Source organism: Streptomyces sp. RKAG290 (genome assembly GCF_023701695.1).
Classification (GTDB): domain Bacteria; phylum Actinomycetota; class Actinomycetes; order Streptomycetales; family Streptomycetaceae; genus Streptomyces.
Genome location: NZ_JAJOZC010000001.1, coordinates 2,365,143 through 2,379,948, shown reverse-complemented (window position 1 = coordinate 2,379,948; position 14,806 = coordinate 2,365,143). Strand labels below are relative to the sequence as shown.

The following is a 14,806-nucleotide window of genomic DNA, read 5'->3' as shown; positions in this document are numbered from 1 at the left end:
CCCCACCTTGGCACAGAGTGCATTGATCACGGAAATAGCTACACTCGGTCGTGATGATCGGAGGTACCTATCAGTGGTGCAAGGTAATCAGGGCAACCGGCCCAAACAGCCCAGCCTCTCGCAGCTTCGCGCCTTCGCCGCGGTGGCGGAGCATCTGCACTTCCGGGACGCGGCGGCAGCAATCGGGATGAGTCAGCCCGCGCTCTCCGGGGCCGTGTCGGCGCTGGAGGAGGCACTGGGTGTCCAGCTCATCGAGCGTACGACGCGCAAGGTGCTGCTCTCGCCTGCCGGGGAGCGGCTCGCGGTGCGGGCCCGGGGGGTGCTGGAGGCCGTCGGTGAGCTGATGGAGGAGGCCGAGGCGGTGCGGGCGCCCTTCACCGGGGTGCTGCGGCTCGGTGTGATTCCGACCGTCGCCCCGTATCTGCTGCCGACCGTGCTGCGGCTGGTCCATGAGCGCTACCCGGAGCTCGACCTCCAGGTCCACGAGGAGCAGACCTCCTCGCTGCTGGAGGGGCTCGCGGCGGGGCGGCTCGATCTGCTGCTGCTCGCGGTGCCGCTGGGGGTGCCGGGGGTGAGCGAACTCCCGCTCTTCGAAGAGGACTTCGTGCTGGTGATGGAGCGCAGTCACTGGCTCGGCGGGCGGGCCGACATCCCGCGTGAGGCGTTGCGGGAGCTGCCGCTGCTGCTGCTCGACGAGGGGCACTGCCTGCGTGACCAGGCGCTCGACATCTGCCGGGAGGCGGGGCGTACCGAGGGTGCGCCGGTCACCACGACCGCGGCCGGGCTCTCCACCCTGGTGCAGCTGGTGGCCGGCGGGCTGGGGGTGACGCTGTTGCCGCGTACCGCGGTGACCGTCGAGACGGCCCGCAACGAGGCCCTGACCACCGGGTACTTCGCGGATCCGGCCCCGCGCGGCAGGTGGCGCTGGGGATGCGGACGGGGGCGGCGCGGCACGAGGAGTTCGAGGAGTTCGCGGCGGCGCTGCGCGGGGCGATGGAGGGGCTGCCGGTGCGGGTGGCGGCGGGCGGCCGGGCCTGATCACAGGCCCGGCCGCCCCTGGCCCGGGTGCTACTCGGTGCGCAGCCCGTCGGGGCGCATCAGACGCCACAGCAGTGGCAGGGAGAGCAGGGTGACCAGCAGGATGAGCGAGGCGCCCGCACCCGCCATGGGCAGGAACAGCCACCACGCGGTCACCTTCTTGCCGACCATCCAGCACAGTGTGGCGCCGAGGGCGAGGCCGCCGGCCACCGCGACCGCGAGCCCGATGGCCACCGGTATCGCGGTCTGCCACAGCACCGACCAGCCGAGGGTGACCCGCCGGGTGCCGTAGGCGACCAGGACGGACAGCAGCCGCTTGCGTTCGCGCAGTTGTTCCAGCTGGGAGACCAGCATGGACGCGGCGATGAGCAGCAGGGTGGCGGTCGCGCCGACCTGGAGGCCGGTCTGGATGCTCGCGTACTGCCGGTCGCGCTCGACCGAGTTCAGGGTCGTCAGACGCATGCCGGGGTCGAGCCGCGCGGCTGTGTTGCGTACGTACTCGGCGGCGTCCGGGACGTCTTCGTCGAAGCGGATCTGCGAGATGGTCTCGGCTCCCGGCAGGGTCCGGGCGTCGATCGCTCCGGGCGTGACCAGGATGCCTGAGCGCTCCTCGCCGTACGGATCGGTCCGGGCAGCGACGGTCCGGGAACCGGCCGGCAGCGTCCAGTGCAGTGGCTTGCTGCTGCCGTAGGTGCCGAACTCGATCACCTTGCCCTTGCGGGCGGTCTGGTCGACCCACCCGGCCTGCCCCTTGTCCTTGGGGTGGGAGACGAAGGTGTCGCCGTCGCGGCAGGACGTGATCCGGGCGAGCTCGCGCAGGGTCGCGCAGTCCCCGACGGTGAACGAGGTGGTGGGCTGCATCTCGTCGTCCGTGTACTTTCCGGGCTTGGTCGCGTATGCCTCGACCGTGCCGATGACCTGGATGACGCCCTTGGTGGCACGGAACTCCTTGATCGTGTGCAGGGCGGCGTCGCCTCTGACGATCTCGGAGTGGCTGTAGAACTGGGCGCGGGACGGGTCCTGGCCGGTCATCCTGTTGAAGTCGTCGTTCATCGCCGCGAAGAGCATCTGCAGGGCCACCGCACCGGCCACGGCCACGGTGACGCCGCTGACCGCGCGGGAGGCCGCCCCACTGCTCAGCTGGAGCCGGCGGGTGGCCAGCTGCCAGGGGACCGGGCCGCCGCGCAGCCGCCCGACGCATGCCTCGACCAGCCAGGGCAGGAGCAGAGCCAGCCCGAGGAGGACGAGCACCGCGCCTCCGGCGACCGGATACGGGTTGACGGGGCTGTACTCGTCGATCTTGCCGCCGAGTCCGAAGACCGCGAGCCCGGCGACCGGCAGCAGCAGGCGCCACCAGAGGCGGCGCCCCCGGCTGCGGCTGTGGCGTACGACGCCGAGCGGCTCGATGACCACGGACCGCATGGCTGCCAGGGTGACGAGCACCGCGGTGAGCGGAACGGCGAGGGCGATCAGGGCGCACAGCCGGGCGTCGGGGGTCAGGTCGGAGGGGAAGGCGCTGACGTCCCAGATCTCGACGAGGCCGACGAACCGGCGCCCCGTCAGGAACACGGCCAGTCCGATGAGGAGGCCGAGCAGCGCGCCGAACAGGGCCTCTCCGGCCGCGATCCGGCGGGTCATGCGGATGTCCGTACCGACCAGGCGCAGGGCGGCGAGCCGGCGGTCGCGGCGGTCGCCGCCGAAGCGTACGGCGGTGGCGATGAAGATGGCCACGGGGGCCAGCAGCACCACGCAGACCATGATGGTCAGCACGATGAGCATCGGTGGCAGCGGGTCGGTCGGGCCGGGCCTGCCGTATTCGGCGATCCGGTGGCCGCCTGCCGCGCTGGTCAGGGTGTCACTGCCGGCGTAGAACCACAGTTCGCCGGGCGAGCGCAGCCCCGCGTCCGAGATCGTGCCGGTCACCTTGTAGGGGAGGCGCTCCCTGAGCAGCTCGTTGTCGGGGGAGTCGAGGATCTCCTTGAGGGCGGGCGAGACCACCATCTCGCCGGGGGCGGGGAAGGAGGCGATACCCGGGGGGATGACCGGGTGGTCGCCGTCCGCGCGCATCAGGAAGCCCGTGATGGAGCGGTCGTGGTACTCGGTGCTCGCCTCTATGCGCAGGACGGTGCTGTCGGACTTCTTCGCGGAGGCGTCGGGGGATTCCGAAATCTTGCTCTCGGAGCGGGCCTGGTCCCGTGCGGACCGCTCGTCGAGCATGTGCGGAACGGAGGCGGCGGTGAGCAGCAGCGCCACGCCCAGGCCCACGCCGACCGCGGTGAGCAGGGTGCGGATCCAGCCCTCGCGGCCGCCGCCGGCGGCGAACCGGATGCCGAGTCCGAGGTCGCGCAGCCAGGAGGCGGCACGTGACGGGGGTTCGGGAGGATGCGCCGGGCCGGCCGGGGTCCGCTTCTGGTCGAGCAGTGTCATACGGCGTGCTCCAGGTCGCGGGCCCGGCCGTCGCGGACGGTGATGTCGCGGTCGGAGTAGGCGGCGACGCGGGCCTCGTGGGTCACGAGCACCACGGCGACGTGCGAGGAACGGGCCGCGTCGGTGAGCAGTCGCATGACGCGCTCGCCGTTGAGCGAGTCCAGGGCGCCGGTCGGCTCGTCGGCGAAGATCACCTTCGGGGACGCGGCCAGGGCGCGGGCCACGGCGACGCGCTGGCCCTGGCCTCCGGACACCTCGCCGGGGCGCTTGGCGCCGATGTCGTCGACCTCCAGGCGCTCCATCCACTCCAGGGCGGTGCGCTCGGCGGCCTTGCGGCGGGTGCCGTTCAGCCGCATCGGCAGGGCGACGTTCTCCACGCAGGTCAGCTCCGGGACGAGCTGCCCGAACTGGAACACGAAGCCGAACTCGTTGCGGCGCAGGGCGCTGCGCTCGGCGTCGGACATCGCGGTCAGGTCCCGGCCGGCGTAGGTGATGGTGCCCGAGTCGGGGGTGATGATGCCGGCGAGGCAGTGCAGCAGGGTGGACTTGCCGGAGCCGGAGGGGCCCATCACGGCGACGACCTCGCCGGGGTGGACGGAGAAGGAGGCGCCGTCGAGTGCGGGGGTCGACCCGTAGGTCTTGCGCAGGTCGTGGGCGGCGAGCAGGGAGCCGGCGGGGATCACGGGGTCACCACCTCGGCGAGCTTGTCGAGCCGTGCGGCGGTCAGTTCGAGCCAGCGCAGGTCGGCTTCGAGGTGGAACAGGGCGTGGTCGCAGATCAGCTGGTCGGCGAGGTCACCCTGGCGCTTGCGGTCGGTGAGGATGCGCATCAGGCGCAGGTGCTCGGAGCGCTGGGCGTCCAGTACGTCGGCGGCGTTGCGGCCGGTGAGCATGGCCAGGACGACCTTGGTGTACAGGGTCGACTGGAGATACGGCTCCGGCTTCTCGGGCTGTGCCAGCCAGGCGGCCACATCGGTGATGCCGGCGTCGGTGATGGCGTAGCGCTTGCGCTCGGGACCGCCGCCGGTCTCCACGCCGTCGACCTCCACGAGGCCGTTCTTGAGGAGCCGGGACATGGTCGAGTAGACCTGCCCGTAGTGCAGGGGGCGGTCGTGGCCGAACTTCTCGTCGAAGGTCCGCTTGAGGTCGTAGCCGTGGCGGGGGCCGGATTCGAGGAGTCCGAGCAGGGTGTGGCCGATAGACATGCCGAGCACTGTACACGGGGTGTATACCTGGCGTGTATACCGGGGAGGTGAGGGCGAACCCCGCCCTTGTCGGGCCCGTCCGGTGGGGCGCAGTCGAAGGGCCGGGGGCAAGTGCCCCCGGCCCTTACTCCTGGTCCGGTGCCTTCGGTGGCCGCCCCCGGCGCCGGATCGGCGCCGCGCTTCCCGGCAGCCGTCCCGCCTCCGAGAGCGCGCGACGCAGCAGGAACTCGATCTGCGCGTTGGCGCTGCGCAGCTCGTCCGACGCCCAGCGCGCCAGCGCGTCGTGCACGGCGGGGTCCAGCCGCAGCAGCATCTGCTTGCGCTGCTGCGGCCGGGGCTGTTTCGGCTCGCGCCGAGGGCTCTCGTCCGTCACTGGTAGAGGGTGCCCGTGTTGAGGACCGGCTGCACCGCGCGATCACCGCACAGCACCACCATCAGGTTGCTCACCATGGAGGCCTTGCGCTCCGGGTCGAGCTCGACGATGTCCTGCTCGGCGATCCGGGTCAGCGCCATCTCGACCATGCCGACGGCGCCCTCCACGATCTGCTGCCGGGCCGCGACCACGGCGCCGGCCTGCTGGCGCTGGAGCATCGCGGAGGCGATCTCGGGGGCGTACGCGAGGTGACTGAAGCGCGATTCGATGATCCGTACGCCGGCGGCCTGCACCCGTGCCGTCAGCTCGACGGCCAGCTTCTCGGTGATCTCCTCGGCGTTGCCCCGCAGTGAGAGGCCGCCCTCGTCGTGGGCGTCGTAGGGGTACTCGATCGCGATGTGCCGGACGGCCGACTCGGTCTGGGTGGCGACGAACTCCAGGAAGTCGTCGACCTCGAAGAGCGCCTGCGCGGTGTCCTCCACCTTCCAGACGACGATCGCGGCGAGCTCGATCGGGTTGCCGTAGGCGTCGTTGACCTTGAGGACCGCGGTCTCGTGGTTGCGGACCCGGGTGGAGATCTTGCGGCTGGAGGTGAGCGGGTTGATCCAGCGCAGGCCGTCGGCGCGGATCGTGCCCACGTACCGGCCGAAGAGCTGTATGACGCGCGCCTCGCCCGGTGCGACCATCTTCACACCGCCCATGCAGAAGAACGAGGCGATGGCGAGCAGTACGCCCAGGATGCAGACCGGGATGCCGACGGCGTTGTTCCCGTTCGAGCCGACGACGCCGCCGACGATGGCGAGCCCGACGCCGACGATCACTCCGATCACCGTCAGCAGCAGGCCGATGCCGCCCGGGATGCTGTGCGCCGTCGTCTCGCGGACCTGCGGCTCCGGCATCTGCGGGGTGTCCGGAGTGAGGTCGGCCGACGGTGTGGCCGCGGTGGTCGGTACCTGTGGGTCGGTCATGTGGTCCCCCGTGTGGTGCGGGCTAGCTTGTCGCTAGCAATGTGATTACACATTAGCTGATGTCGCAACCCTGCGCACCCCTCATGAGTCGGTTCCCTTGGAAGCAGGTGCTGATTGTCACGTCCGAAAAAGCCCGGATAGCTCGCTTTTTGTCCTTGCCTACGGTGTTAGCTGGCAGGTCCGAGCTGATCTGGTCGAGCAGAGAAACGGGAGCAACACAGCGATGGGTCGAGCGGATGCGCGACGAGCCCAGCGGCGCGGAGCGCGGCGGGCCACGAAGAGCGGCGGCATACGCAGACTCTTCACCTGGCGGAAAATACTGGGCACGGTCTTCGGGATCTGCCTGCTGGGCATGGGCGCCTTCGCCGTGCTCTACATGGTCGTGGACGTGCCGGAGGGCAACGCCCAGGCCAAGCTGCAGTCCAACGTCTACAAGTACTCCGACGGCACCGTGCTGGCCCGTACCGGCAAGGTCAACCGGGAGATCGTGGACCTCGCCCAGGTGCCGAAGGAAGTGCAGAACACCTTCGTCGCCGCCGAGAACAAGAGCTTCTACCACGACCAGGGCGTCGACTTCAAAGGAACCGCGCGCGGCCTGATCAACACCGTTTCCGGCAAGGGCAAGCAGGGTGGCTCGACCATCACCCAGCAGTACGTCAAGAACTACTACCTCGACGCGGACCAGACCGTCAGCCGCAAGCTCAAAGAGCTGGTCATCTCGCTGAAGGTCGACCAGAAGAAGAGCAAGCCCGAGATCCTCGCCGGGTACATCAACACCAGCTACTACGGTCGCGGTGCCTACGGCATCCAGGCCGCCGCCCAGGCGTACTTCAACAAGGACGCCGAGAAGCTGGACGTCGCCGAGGGCGCCTACCTCGCAGCCCTGCTCCAGGCGCCGAACCAGTACGACTGGGCCATCGCGACCCCGACCGGGAAGGCGCTCGTCAAGGAGCGCTGGAACTACGTGCTGGACAACATGGTCGACGAGCACTGGCTGGACGCCGGCGAGCGCCAGCGGCTGAAGTTCGAGATACCGAAGACCCCCAAGCCGCTGGACGGACTCTCCGGCCAGAAGGGCTACATCGTCGACACCGCCCGCGCGGCGGTGCTGGACCAGCTGAACATCAGCGGCCAGGAGTTCGACCTCGGCGGCTACACGGTCACGGTCAACATCGACAGGAAGAAGCAGCAGCAGCTGGAGAAGTCGGTGCAGACCAAGCTGAACTCCAAGCTGGACAGGAAGCACCGCAAGCTCGACCAGGACATCCAGGCAGGCGCCGTCTCGGTGAATCCGAAGAACGGTGCGGTGGTCGCCCTGTACGGCGGACGCGGCCAGGCCGAGAAGTACAGCTCCAACGCCAGCCGTACCGACTACCAGCCCGCCTCCACCTTCAAGCCGGTCATCCTCGCCGCGGCCCTCGACCAGGAGTCGCTGACGCAGGACGACCAGCAGATCACCGCCAACACCCGCTACGACGGCACCAGCAAGCGCCCCGTCGTGGGCAGCGACAGGGCCTTCGCACCGGAGAACGAGGACGACCGCGACTACGGCTCGGTCACCGTCCAGACCGCGATGAACAAGTCCATCAACTCCGTCTTCGCGCAGATGGGCGTGGACGTCGGCATGGACCGCGTGATGCAGACCGCGGGCAAGCTCGGCATGAACGTGAAGGGGCTGCCGGCGGTGCCGGCGCAGACGCTCGGCTCGATGGGCGCGAGCCCGATGGAAATGGCCGGGATCTACGCCACCCTCGACAACCACGGCAAGAAGGTCACGCCGCAGATCGTGAAGTCGGCGCAGAAGCAGGGTGACCCCCCGCTGGAGATGCCCGCCGCGATCGGCGACCAGGTGATCGACCGCAAGGCCGCCGACTCCGTGACCTCCGTGCTGACCGGTGTCGTCGACGACGGCACGGCCCATACGGCGGTGCGCACCGCCGAAGGACTGGCCGACCAGCAGATCGCGGGCAAGACCGGCACCTCGGACGACAACAAGTCGGCCTGGTTCACCGGCTACACCCCCAACCTGGTCACCTCGGTGGGGCTCTTCGGTGAAGCGGCCTACGACCGCACAGGTGCCGACGGCAAGAAGGTGCACAAGTACGACCAGGTGTCCCTCAAGGGCGCCGGCGGTGGCGGCCGGGTCAACGGCGGTGGCTTCCCGGCCGAGATCTGGGCGGACTTCACCTCGCACGCGATGGGCGACCCGGGCGACTTCGTCCTGGACACCGACATGGGCGCGGCGGTTACCCCGCCGCCGGACACGACCCCGCCGAGCCCGAGCGACGAGCCGTCCGACGACCCCTCGCCCTCGCAGGACACCCCCAGCGAGAAGCCGTCGTCCGACCAGCCCACGGACACCGAGTCCCCCGAGACGCCGCCTCCGGGCACGCCCTCGGGAGACCCGACGACCGACCCGCCCACCGACCCTTCGACCGAGCCGGGCCCCACGGACAGCCCCGAGCTCCCGCTGGACCCCGGGGCCGACAAGCGGCCGGGCAACGACAACGCGGTGACGCACTGATCCGCTGAGCGCGCGGAACACGGCGACGGGCGGTGTGCGAGGGAAACCTCGCACACCGCCCGTCGCCGTGTTCCGGCAGCCGTCGCCGGCCTTGACCCGTTACTGACCCCGGGTCGGCATCTCGAACCAGACGACCTTGCCCGTCGACAGCCGCGTCGCACCCCACCGCCGGGCCAGCCGGTTGACCAGGAACAGGCCGCGGCCGCCCTCGTCCATGTCCCGGGCGCGGCGCTGGCGCGGCAGCTGCGGGGCGTCGTCGCCGACCTCGCAGCGCAGGATGTCGGTCCGCAGCAGCCGCAGGGTCACCGGCCGCTCCGCATAGCGCACGGCGTTGGTCACCACCTCGCTGACCAGCAGCTCCACCGAGTCCGACAGGTCGTCCAGACCCCAGCGGCTGAGGGCGCGGCGGGCCAGCCTGCGGGCCCGGCCCGGTGCGGAGTCCTCCGGTTCCAGGAACCAGTACGCGACGTCGCTCGGCGCGATCCCGTCGAAGCGGGCGGCGAGCAGCGCGATGTCGTCGTCCCGGTCGCCCGGACCGAGCATGTCCAGCACGTCGTCGCAGAGGGCCTCCAGCGGCGGCGAATGGTCGGGGCCGGTCAGCCGCGCCGTGGTGGCGAGCCGCTCGCGCAGCTGCTCGATGCCGGTCCACACGTCCCGCAGCCGGGACTCCACCAGACCGTCGGTGTAGAGGAGCAGGGTGGCACCCGCGGGCGCGTCCAGCTCGACGGCCTCGAAGTCCACACCGCCGACGCCGATCGGGGCGCCCGGCGGTACCCGCAGCACTTCTGCGCGGCCGCCGAGGTGGAGCAGCACGGGCGGCGGATGGCCGGCGTTGGCGATCGTGATGCGGTGCGCGACGGGGTCGTACACGGCGTACAGGCAGGTCGCCATGCGGTCGCTGCCGAGCCGCTGCGCCTGCTCGTCGAGGTGGTGCAGCACCTCCTGCGGCGGCAGGTCGAGACCGGCCAGGGTCTGGGCGGTGGTGCGCAGCTGGCCCATGATCGCGGCGGAGGTCATGGAGTGGCCCATGACGTCGCCGACGACCAGGGCGACCCGGCTGCCGGGCAGCGGGATCGCGTCGTACCAGTCGCCGCCGACCCGGGCGGTCTCGGCCGCCGGGAGGTAGCGGGAGGCGAGCCGGACCCCGGTGGGCTGGGGGAGCGAGTCGGGCAGCATGGTGCGCTGCAGCTCGTCGGCGATGTAGGCCTCGCGCCCGTACAGCACGGCCTTGTCGATGCCGAGCGCGGTGTGCGTCGCCAGCTGGGCCGCGACCAGCAGGTCGTTGGCCTCGAACGGCGGGCGTTCGGTCCCGCGCAGGAAGACGGCCGCGCCGATCACCCGCCGCCGGCCGCGCAGCGGGGCCAGGATCGCGCGGTGCCCGGACGGCACCGTACGGCCCGCGCCCAGCAGCTCGGGCAGGGCGGCGCGGGCCGCTGCGGAGTCACCGAAGACCGGACGCACCCCGCGCAGCACCTCGGCCAGCGCCCCGCCGGGGCGCACCTCGCAGAGTTCGGCGGCGGGCGTCAGGTCGGTCTGCGGATCGATGGCGGCCGGCCGCAGCCGCTCGTTGTCCGGCGCGTTCTCGGTGTTCTCGTCGCTCAGCCGCAGCCGGTCGGAGCGGCGCAGCCGCAGCACGAACGGGTTGACCGGGCGCTCGTCGCCGACCGGCAGCGGATCGCGGAGGTAGACGAGTATGGCGTCGGAGAACGTCGGCACGCTGGCCCGGCACAGACCCAGCACGATCTCGTCCAGGTCTATCCCGCGGGCGATCCGCCGGGTCGCGGCGCCCACGAAGCGCAGCCGGTCCCCCTCGCGACGGGCTGCCGCCTGCGGGTCGGTGCCCGCTCCGGACGCGGTGGGGTTCGGTCCCTTGGCCGGTCCCGGGATCGCTGTGGCGGCCGCGGCAGCGGCGGCAGCCGACGCGGCGTCCCGCTGCCGCGGCCGGGTGCGTTCCTGCGACCGGGCGGCGAGGGGCTGCCGGCCTTCGTGGGAGGTGGGGTGCTCCGTCACGCTTGGGGTTCCGTCCGTCCGGGCCGGTTGTATGAGGCAATCACCTTGTGGGGCGCTACTGTGCCCCGGCAGGAGCGGCAATAACAACGGCTGACACCGCGTGCCCCGGAACACCGGGCCGAAACCGGCCGTCCGCGGACGGCATCGGTGACAACGTTTTCGGCGAGGGAGCGGCGGACAGCGAGCACGTCTCCACCCCCTCGTAGTGGCTCATGCGGTTCGGGCAACTCGTGGGACTCGTACGACTGATGCGGTTCATGAAGCGTGCAACTCGTGCCATGGCTTGATGATCTACGGTCAGCTCGGGTGCGGCGCAGGTCGGTTGGGGCGGAGCGGCCCTCCGCGGGACGATCCTACGGTTGCCCCCCTGGGGTGCATCAAGGGTCTCACGACGGCACAGGGGACGGGGTACGGTCCCAGTCATCCGGCAGCCGGTCCCAGTCGTCCGGAAGTGCGGGCACCCGCCAGTGCGGATCCGGCCGCCAGTCCTCCCAGCCGTCCCGGAACGGCGCCCCCCACTCGCGGATCACACCGACCGCCGCGCGCCCCGCCGCACGCACCCGCCGGGCGGTGTCGGGGGCCATCAGACCGACCTGCTGGGCCTGGGCGAACTCGTCCTCGTCGCGCCACAGCCAGCTGCGGTCAGGGAAGACGGAGATGTCGAGAAAGTGATCCTCGGAGTCGATGCCGCCGGCCCAGCGGGTACGCGGCTCCTCCAGATTCACGTACCAGCTGCGGAACTGCCAGCCGCGCTCCCAGAACAGCCAGACCGACCAGGGATCGCCCGGCCGGGCCAGCTTCAGCACCCCGTTGCCCAGCCAGGGCGAGCGGGCGGTGGTGCGCGGCGCGGTGTACCGGGTGGCCAGCGGTTCGGCGTGCACGTCGGTGCCGTCCGTCAGTACCGGCTTCACGCACTCGGTGCCGGGCGCCACCCAGACGGCGAGCAGGTCCTCGGTGTCCTGGACGACGGTGACGGGGCGGCAGATGTGCACGGGGTTGGGCGTCCGGTCGGGCCCGGGGCCGTGCCGCAGCGGTCCGTTTCCGCGGTAGCGCCACAGGATCTGATCACCCGGCGCCCAGCGCTCGATCTCTCCGGTACCTGTCATGGAGAGATCTTAATGAGCGGGCGGCCCGACCGCAGCGACGGACGTCACGGACGGGTCATACGCAACACGTCCAGCGCCTCGTCGAGCTGCTCCTCGGTGAGGTCCCCGCGCTCGACGTAGCCCGAGTCCAGCACCACCTCGCGGATCGTCCGCCGCTCGGCGAGTGACTTCTTGGCGACCTTCGCCGCCTCCTCGTACCCGATGTACTTGTTGAGCGGGGTGACGACGGACGGCGAGGACTCCGCGTACTCCCTGGCCCGCTCCACGTGCGCGGTGATGCCGTCGACCGTGCGGTCCGCGAGCAGCCGGGTGACGTTGGCCAGCAGGCGCACCGACTCCAGCAGGTTCTTCGCGATGACCGGGAGCATCACGTTCAGCTCGAAGTTGCCCGCGGCACCCGCGACGGCGACCGTGGCGTCGTTCCCCATCACCTGGGCGGCGACCATCAGCACCGCCTCGGGAATGACCGGATTCACCTTCCCCGGCATGATCGACGAGCCCGGCTGGAGGTCGGGGAGGCTGATCTCGGCCAGTCCGGTGCGCGGCCCCGAGGCCATCCAGCGCAGATCGTTGGAGATCTTGGTGAGCGAGACCGCGACGGTGCGGAGCTGCCCCGAGGTCTCCACCAGCCCGTCCCGCGCCCCCTGCGCCTCGAAGTGGTCCCGCGCCTCGGTGAGCGGCAGCCCGGTGACGCGGGCGACCTCGGCGATGACGGCGGCCGAGAAGCCGGGCGGGGTGTTGATGCCGGTGCCGACGGCGGTGCCGCCCAGCGGCAGCTCGGCGAGGCGCGGGAGTGAGGCGTACAGCCGCTCGATGCCGTAGCGGATCTGTGCGGCGTACCCGCCGAACTCCTGGCCCAGGGTCACCGGGGTGGCGTCCATCAGGTGGGTACGGCCGGACTTCACGACCGCCGCGAACTCGACGGACTTGCGCTCCAGGGCGGCCGCCAGATGGTCCAGGGCCGGGATCAGCTCGCCGGTCACCGCACCCGTCGCCGCGATGTGGATGGAGGAGGGGAAGACGTCGTTGGAGGACTGCGAGGCGTTGACGTGGTCGTTGGGATGGACCTCGCGGCCCAGCCGCTCGGTGGCGAGGGTGGCCACGACCTCGTTGGTGTTCATGTTGGACGAGGTGCCGGAGCCGGTCTGGAAGACGTCGATCGGGAAGTGCGCGTCCCAGCGCCCCTCGGCGACCTCCGCCGCCGCTTCCTGGATGGCCTCCGCGATCTCCGGGTCGAGCACCTCGAGCTCGGCGTTCACCTTGGCCGCCGCGGCCTTGATGCGGGCCAGGGCCTCGATGTGGGCCCGCTCCAGACGCTGTCCGGAGATCGGGAAGTTCGCCACGGCGCGCTGGGTCTGGGCCCGCCACTTCGCGTCCGCGGGCACCCTGACCTCGCCCATCGAATCGTGCTCCGTGCGGTAGTTCTCCCCGGCCGTGTTGCCGTCCGCCGGGACCTGCGTGCCGTCCATCTCGGTTCAACCTCCTGAAAAAGATGAGCACTTGTCTTGTTCTATCTATTCCCAAGTTGCCTACCGACCAGTAAATACCGGGGGTAACCACAACCTCGGGAGGCGCAATGAGGCGTACGGGACACAGACTCCGATGTACGGTCGCGGCCGCCGCGGCCATGGCGGCTGCACTGGGCGGCATGACCGCCGCCGCCGGCCAGGCGGGCGCCGCCCAGCCCGGTACCACCAGTACCGCATCCACCGCTCTGCCGCCCGAACTGGAGGCCATCCGCGCCGCCGAGGCCACCCGCCTGTACGGCAGCCCCGCCGAGCGCCCGCTCGCCGACCGGAAGACCGGACTCATCTCGCTCGGCGACAGCGAGATCTCGGGCGAGGGCGTCGGCACGTACGAGGCGGGCACCGACGGCCCCGACAACTGGTGCCACCGCTCGCCCGACTCCGCCATCCACCGCACCGGCATCCCGGCCGACGTCACGTACAACGTCTCCTGCTCCGGGGCGTACACCGGGAACATCGTCATCGGCGGTTCGAAGCAGTACGCCGACGAACTGGTGCAGAGCGACAACCTCGCCATCAAGGCGCGCAACACCCGCATCAAGATGATCGTGCTGGTGGCGGGTGCCAACGACGACCTCCAGTTCGGTCCGGTCATGACGGACTGCGTCGAGCGCTGGGTCCTCATCCAGGGTGCCTGCCAGTCCAAGTACGAGGGCGGCTGGCAGGGGCGCATCGACGCACTCGTACCCAAGGTCGAGAAGACGGTGGGCGACCTGCGCACCGTCATGTCGGGCGCCGGCTACGCCGCCGGCGACTACAAGCTCGTGGTCATGGGCTACCCGAGCCCGATCGGCCCGGACTTCTACGACAACCCGAAATACCCCGGCAAGCTTCCCGGCGGCTGCGCCGGATACGACTCCGACGCCGCCTGGGGCCGCAACGCCGCCGTGCCCGCCTTCGAGCGCGGCATGCGCAAGGCCGCCGCCGACACCGGAGCGCTCTACCTCGACAACTCGCGGCTCTTCCACGGCCACGAGGTGTGCAGCGAGTCCACCTGGGCCCGCGGCCTCTACATCGACCTCTCGCACTTCCCGCCGGACTCCAACTCCCTCCGGCAGTCCTTCCACCCGAACGCGGCCGGTCACGGCGCCTTCGCCGCCTGCCTGACCCAGATCTACAACTCGGGCCTGCGCGAGGCGAGCTGCGCCGACCCGGCGAGCACCGGAAAGCCCGTGCTGCAGGCCGCCGCCTGGGACGACGTCTTCAAGCCGCTGCGGGGCGAGGCCACCAACAGCTGCCTGGACGCCCCCGGCTCGGTCACCCGCAACAACACCCGGATCACCGGCTGGGACTGCCACGGCGGCCGCAACCAGGGCTGGTGGTACGACTCCGGCACGAAGAACCTCCGCACGGAACTGAGCCACGACCGCTGCCTGGACGTACCCGGCGCCGGCTACGAACCGGGCGCCGCCCTCATCCTCTACAACTGCTCGGGCGCGGCCAACCAGCAGTTCGTCCGCCAGTCGGGCACCCTGCGCCCGGCCGCCTCCACCGGGCTGTGCGCGACGCTGGCGGGTGCCCACGACCCGCTGAGGCTGCAGCCCTGCGACGGGAGTGCGAACCAGCGCTTCGCGTGACCGCCCTGTCCGTCCGTGCGGGGAGGGGCGCACGCCGCCCCTCCCCGCACCCC

The 14,806-nt window shown here is 70.9% G+C and carries 10 protein-coding genes and 1 pseudogene; 3 read left to right on the top strand and 8 right to left on the bottom strand.

Annotated elements, in window-relative coordinates:
• Window positions 1-73 precede the first annotated feature (73 nt).
• Window positions 74-1,038 (top strand): annotated as a pseudogene (locus tag LNW71_RS09970) (hydrogen peroxide-inducible genes activator).
• 30 nt (window positions 1,039-1,068) lie between these two features.
• Here the strand turns inward: LNW71_RS09970 and LNW71_RS09965 are convergent.
• The 5 genes from LNW71_RS09965 to LNW71_RS09945 form a co-directional block, all read right to left on the bottom strand.
• Window positions 1,069-3,465: an FtsX-like permease family protein gene (locus LNW71_RS09965; protein ID WP_250967914.1), complete on the bottom strand. Its 2,397-nt coding sequence runs from the start codon at window positions 3,463-3,465 to the stop codon at window positions 1,069-1,071.
• Complete coding sequence (locus LNW71_RS09960; protein ID WP_250967913.1) at window positions 3,462-4,148, bottom strand: ABC transporter ATP-binding protein; 687 nt, start codon at window positions 4,146-4,148, stop codon at window positions 3,462-3,464. Before LNW71_RS09960 ends, LNW71_RS09965 begins: the two co-directional genes overlap by 4 nt.
• Complete coding sequence (locus LNW71_RS09955) at window positions 4,145-4,669, bottom strand: PadR family transcriptional regulator (RefSeq protein ID WP_250967912.1); 525 nt, start codon at window positions 4,667-4,669, stop codon at window positions 4,145-4,147. The genes LNW71_RS09960 and LNW71_RS09955 overlap by 4 nt, the downstream gene beginning before the upstream one ends.
• 124 nt (window positions 4,670-4,793) lie before the next feature.
• Window positions 4,794-5,042 (bottom strand): hypothetical protein, encoded by a 249-nt coding sequence (locus tag LNW71_RS09950; protein ID WP_374119378.1) that lies wholly within the window; start codon window positions 5,040-5,042, stop codon window positions 4,794-4,796.
• Window positions 5,039-6,010: an SPFH domain-containing protein gene (locus LNW71_RS09945; RefSeq protein WP_250967911.1), complete on the bottom strand. Its 972-nt coding sequence runs from the start codon at window positions 6,008-6,010 to the stop codon at window positions 5,039-5,041. The genes LNW71_RS09950 and LNW71_RS09945 overlap by 4 nt, the downstream gene beginning before the upstream one ends.
• Window positions 6,011-6,233: 223 nt before the next feature.
• Between LNW71_RS09945 and LNW71_RS09940 the strand changes: the two genes are divergently transcribed.
• Window positions 6,234-8,534, top strand: coding sequence for a transglycosylase domain-containing protein (locus LNW71_RS09940; protein WP_250967910.1), 2,301 nt, complete (start codon window positions 6,234-6,236; stop codon window positions 8,532-8,534).
• 99 nt (window positions 8,535-8,633) lie between these two features.
• On the opposite strand, the gene LNW71_RS09935 is transcribed toward LNW71_RS09940, so the two are convergent.
• The 3 genes from LNW71_RS09935 to LNW71_RS09925 form a co-directional block, all read right to left on the bottom strand.
• Window positions 8,634-10,544, bottom strand: a complete 1,911-nt coding sequence (locus tag LNW71_RS09935; RefSeq protein WP_250967909.1) for a SpoIIE family protein phosphatase — start codon at window positions 10,542-10,544, stop codon at window positions 8,634-8,636.
• 386 nt (window positions 10,545-10,930) lie between these two features.
• Window positions 10,931-11,650 carry a DUF402 domain-containing protein gene (locus tag LNW71_RS09930; RefSeq protein WP_250967908.1) on the bottom strand — a complete coding sequence of 240 codons (720 nt, stop codon included), beginning with the start codon at window positions 11,648-11,650 and terminating at the stop codon, window positions 10,931-10,933.
• A gap of 44 nt (window positions 11,651-11,694) precedes the next feature.
• A complete protein-coding gene (locus LNW71_RS09925) occupies window positions 11,695-13,119 on the bottom strand; it encodes a class II fumarate hydratase (protein ID WP_250967907.1) in 1,425 nt (474 codons plus the stop codon).
• A gap of 107 nt (window positions 13,120-13,226) precedes the next feature.
• Here LNW71_RS09925 and LNW71_RS09920 point away from each other — a divergent pair, with 107 nt between their 5' ends.
• Window positions 13,227-14,753, top strand: coding sequence for a ricin-type beta-trefoil lectin domain protein (locus tag LNW71_RS09920; RefSeq protein WP_250967906.1), 1,527 nt, complete (start codon window positions 13,227-13,229; stop codon window positions 14,751-14,753).
• The last annotated feature ends 53 nt before the right edge of the window (window positions 14,754-14,806 follow it).

Excerpts from the sequence above, each read along its gene's own strand:
- LNW71_RS09965 (WP_250967914.1), bottom strand. The coding sequence starts at position 3,465 with ATGACACTGCTCGACCAGAAGCGGACCCCGGCCGGCCCGGCGCATCCT.
- LNW71_RS09955 (WP_250967912.1), bottom strand. The coding sequence starts at position 4,669 with ATGTCTATCGGCCACACCCTGCTCGGACTCCTCGAATCCGGCCCCCGC.
- LNW71_RS09945 (WP_250967911.1), bottom strand. The coding sequence starts at position 6,010 with ATGACCGACCCACAGGTACCGACCACCGCGGCCACACCGTCGGCCGAC.
- LNW71_RS09940 (WP_250967910.1), top strand. The coding sequence starts at position 6,234 with ATGGGTCGAGCGGATGCGCGACGAGCCCAGCGGCGCGGAGCGCGGCGG.
- LNW71_RS09930 (WP_250967908.1), bottom strand. The coding sequence starts at position 11,650 with ATGACAGGTACCGGAGAGATCGAGCGCTGGGCGCCGGGTGATCAGATC.
- LNW71_RS09925 (WP_250967907.1), bottom strand. The coding sequence starts at position 13,119 with ATGGACGGCACGCAGGTCCCGGCGGACGGCAACACGGCCGGGGAGAAC.
- LNW71_RS09920 (WP_250967906.1), top strand. The coding sequence starts at position 13,227 with ATGAGGCGTACGGGACACAGACTCCGATGTACGGTCGCGGCCGCCGCG.